General features: G+C 63.3%; 2 protein-coding genes and 1 pseudogene. All 3 read left to right on the top strand.

Annotated elements, in window-relative coordinates; all coding sequences use genetic code 11:
* Window positions 1–320: 320 nt before the first annotated feature.
* The 3 genes and pseudogenes from D9599_RS30220 to D9599_RS30210 all read left to right on the top strand — a co-directional run bounded on the left by D9599_RS30220 (window position 321) and on the right by D9599_RS30210 (window position 4,086).
* The gene (locus tag D9599_RS30220; protein WP_198385046.1) at window positions 321–1,703 is read left to right on the top strand and encodes an exopolysaccharide biosynthesis polyprenyl glycosylphosphotransferase; all 1,383 of its coding nucleotides are present in this window, start codon (window positions 321–323) and stop codon (window positions 1,701–1,703) included.
* 244 nt (window positions 1,704–1,947) lie between these two features.
* Window positions 1,948–3,171, top strand: coding sequence for a serine hydrolase (locus tag D9599_RS30215; protein ID WP_198385045.1), 1,224 nt, complete (start codon window positions 1,948–1,950; stop codon window positions 3,169–3,171).
* Between the two features lie 163 nt (window positions 3,172–3,334).
* A pseudogene (locus D9599_RS30210) lies at window positions 3,335–4,086 on the top strand (IS5 family transposase).
* Window positions 4,087–4,119 lie beyond the last annotated feature (33 nt).

Raw genomic sequence — 4,119 nt, 5'->3', positions numbered from 1 at the left:
CGTCCCGAGGCGCATGGTGCGGCGGCCAGTAGGGCCGACCGCGGGAACAACCACGATCCGGCGGCGATGCAGCGCCAGCAGAAGCTTCGGCCGTTCCCGCAACAACAGCGGTTCCACCACCACCCAGAGGTCGTCAGGAACGAGGAGGGCCATCCCTCCCCCAACGCCTCACCCCAGCTTTTGTCCCGAACTTTTAACCAGATGTTATGTAACGAAATCGTACCTATAACCTCAAAGGGCACTTTCGCCCATCCGTGTTGCGCCCGCTTCTCATCGGCCAGGCTTGGCCGAAAAGTCCACGTCCTCCTTGGAGGCATACCGTGCTCGCCCAGATACGCGCCCGCCCTACAGCCGCTCTCGCCTTGTTCCTGCTAGACACAGGCTTCCTTGGTTTCGCATGCTGGGGCGGGCTGCTGCTGCTTGGCAGAGATCATTCTATCAGCCCCGCCGCCTTGCTCTTTCCAGCAGCCGACCTGCTGTTCCTCTACGCCATGGGCCTGTACCGACGTGAGGCGCTCGTCCAAATGGGTGAGAGCCTCGGTCGCGTACCAGCTGCAGCCGGTGCAGCCGGCCTCACCGGCTGGGCGGCCACGGCGATCCTGCCAGCTCCATTCAGCATACCTGACGTGCACCTGATGTTCGCGGCGGCGGTTCCATGCTTTGCGGGAGCTGGTTTAGCCGCACGCTTGGTACTCCACCTGCTCCGCCTGAAGGGCGCCTTTCGTCGCCGCCTCCTCATCATCGGCGCGGGCAGACGCGCTTGGGACCTCGTGTGGCTGTTGAGGCATGAGGCGCATACACTCGCCTTCGAAGTCGTCTTCGTGCATGACGACCATCTCGGAGAGCTTGACCCCCGCCTCGCAGCGGATCCAACCCACGAGATTATCCCTGGGCTTGACGGGCTCCTCCTTGCCGTCCGCAGACGAAATCCCGACCAAATCGTGGTTGCCCCGGACGAGCGGCGCGGCTTGACCATGGAGGGCCTGCTATCCTGCCGGATGGCCGGTTACCCGGTGAGCGAGTACGCGCAGTTCCTGGAGAGAGAAATCGGGCGGATTGATCTCAAACGCCTAGATCTTAATTGGCTTCTTTATGCCGATGGCTTTGCCATGGGCACGTTGGATCGCTTTCTTAAGCGAGGGCTCGACATTGTGGTGAGCATCGCGCTGCTGCTTGCGACGGCACCCACCTTGGTAGTTGCTGCTCTAGCTGTGAAGCTTGGCGATGGCGGCCCCGTTTTCTACCGACAGGATCGTGTATCGCGCGGCGGACGCGTGTTCCGCATCATCAAGCTCCGCACGATGTCTGTGAATGCCGAGCGAGCCGGCGCAGTCTGGGCGGCGAGGAGTGACCCACGCATCACCATGACCGGGTCACTTTTTCGTCGAACGCGGCTGGACGAGTTACCTCAGCTATTCAGCATCCTGCGCGGAGACATGGCTTTCGTCGGCCCAAGACCGGAGCGCCCTGAATTCACCCAGCAACTCGCTGCTCGACTGCCGCTGTACGAGAACCGTCACTTAGTGCGGGCTGGCCTGACCGGCTGGGCTCAGGTCAACTATCCTTATGAGGCCTCGCTGAACGACGCACGATCCAAGCTCAGCTATGATCTTTTCTACGTGAAGAACTTCAGCATCATGTTCGATCTGCGCATTATCCTTCAAACGTTGCGCGTCGTGTTCTGGCCAAACGATGCTCGATAGAGGACCGCCCACTCGGCTTCTGACAAATGCCTGTACTCCGCCCTTTTGGTGGGGCCATCTCGATAACAGCCAGTTAAGCGCTTTCAGTCTTCATTGACCATTCTTCAGCATTGCTCACCCTTGAAGCCGTGCATGTTCACCACTATCGACGTACCTCCCAAGCTGACTTTCTCGCAGTCGAGATTTGTCACGAAGCTCAGGATGGTCCCAGGATGCTCACATCAGGGCAGTAGGGACATTCTTGATGGACGTGACCGTGCGAACCGAAGCCGCGGCCCTTGGGCTTTCCCAGCAGCGCCTCAGCCGCATCGATGGATGGATGGACCGGCTCGTAGGAGACGGCAAGCTCGCTGGGCTAAGCGTGACGGTCGCGCGGCGTGGCTGCGTCGCTTACAGCCGCTGCACCGGCCTTGCCGACCGGGAGCGCGGCACGGCTATGGCAGAGGACACGATTGTCCGCATCTATTCGATGACCAAGCCCCTCGCGAGCGTCGCGATCATGATGCTCTATGAGGAGGGCCACTTCCAACTCGATGACCCGATCACGCGCTTCCTGCCGTACTTCGCCAACCAGCGCGTCCTCACCGGCGGCACCCGCGGCAAGGTCGAGACCGTGCCTGCGGTGCGCGACCTCACCTTTCGTGACCTTCTGACCCACACCTCTGGCCTGACCTACGGCTTCATGGAAGCCACGCTGGTGGATGCGCTGTACCGCTCCGAAGGCGTGGACTTCCAGTCCTCGGATGCCACGCTCGCCGAGGTCGTGGAACGCGCCGCACACCTGCCCCTCCTGGCGCAGCCCGGCACCGCCTGGAACTATAGCATCGCCACCGACGTGCTCGGCCATCTCGTCGCTGTGATTTCCGGCCGGCCCTTTGAGGAGTTCCTGCAGGACCGGGTTATTGGCCCGCTCGGTATGGTGGACACAGGCTTCCACGTGCCGACCGAGAAGGTGCCCCGCTTCGCCGCCAATTACGGCCGCGGCCCCGATGGCGCGCTGAAGTTGATTGACGATCCCGCCAGCAGCCGCTTCGCCGCGCCGCGCGCCATCTGCTCCGGCGGCGGTGGCCTGTGCTCCACGGCCGGAGACTATCTCCGCTTCTGCCAGATGATGCTGAATAAAGGTAAAATGAACGGCGTGCGCCTGCTGGGTCGCAAGACCGTAGAGCTGATAACCGTTAACCACCTGGGCGGAGACATGGCCGCCATGGGGCAGCCGCGCTTCAGCGAATCCAGCTATGAGGGCATCGGCTTCGGCCTCGGTTTCTCTGTCATGCTCGATCCCGCCCGGGCCCAGGTGCTCGGCACACCAGGTGAGTATGCCTGGGGTGGAGCCGCTAGTACCGCGTTCTGGATCGACCCGGTGGAGGATATGGCTGTGATCCTGCTCACGCAGCTCATGCCCTCCTCCACCTACCCAATCCGGCGCGAGCTGCGCGTGCTGAGCTACCAGGCCATTGTTGACTAACGCGCAAGGCGAAGCTCCTGGTTGATTAGAATGACCGGAAAGCCAGCAAATTGGTGCGTAGTGCAGGTGGTGCACTCCCGCCACACGTTAAGAGCTCGGGACAAAAGCTGGGTTAAGGCGTTGGGGAGGGGTGGCGCTCCTTGTTTCTGACGACCCCTAGGTAGTGGTGGAACCGCTGTTGCTGCGGGAGCGGCCGAAGCCGAGAGGCGGTCGGCCGCGCGCACCGGATCGAGCAGCGCTGGCGGGCATCTTGTTCGTGCTGCGAACAGGCATTCAGTGGCATGAAGTGCCGACTGAGCTGGGCTGCTGGGGCAAGACCTGCCGGCGCCGGTTGGGCGAGTGGCACGCAGCCGGAGGCTGGATCCGGCTGCACCGGATGGTGCTGGAGCGGCTGCAGGACGCGGGCGCCCTGGACTGAAGCCGGGCGGCACTGGACAGCGCCAGCCTGCCCGCGAAAACGGGGGCGCGGAGATCTGGCCGAACCCGACGGACCGCGGCAAGCCGGGCACCAAGCGCCATCCTGTCACGGACCCTCAGGGCACGCCGCTTGGCCTGACGCCGAGTGGGGCCAACCGCCACGACAGCCGCATGCTGGTGCCCACGCTCGATGCGGTGCCGGGCGTGCGGGCCAGGCGTCGCGGGCGACCCCGCCGCAGGCCCGCCAAGCTCCACGTCGGCAAGCCTTACGATCACCGCCGCTGCCGCCGCGAGTGCCGCGCCCGCGGCATCACCCCACGCATCGCAAGGAGAGGCATTGGGAGCAGTGCCCGCCTCAGACAACACCGACACATGTCGCACAGGCGAAGACCCCGTGCAGTCGCCCAACTGGTCTGGGCTACCCTTCCATGCCCTAGAAAATGTTTGCGCCATGTTGCTCCCGCTGCTCCAACTTTCCAAGAGACGGGTTTTCCATAGTCGGGTTGGGCTCGCGCTCCTCCATGTGTTCTA

This window comes from Roseomonas sp. KE2513, from assembly GCF_016107305.1.
Lineage (GTDB): Bacteria > Pseudomonadota > Alphaproteobacteria > Acetobacterales > Acetobacteraceae > Roseomonas.
Note: the sequence above shows the minus strand (reverse complement) of the source record. Positions and strands in the feature narration are given on the sequence as shown.

Coding starts and splice junctions, on each gene's coding strand:
- D9599_RS30215 (WP_198385045.1), top strand. CDS start 1,948: ATGGACGTGACCGTGCGAACCGAAGCCGCGGCCCTTGGGCTTTCCCAG.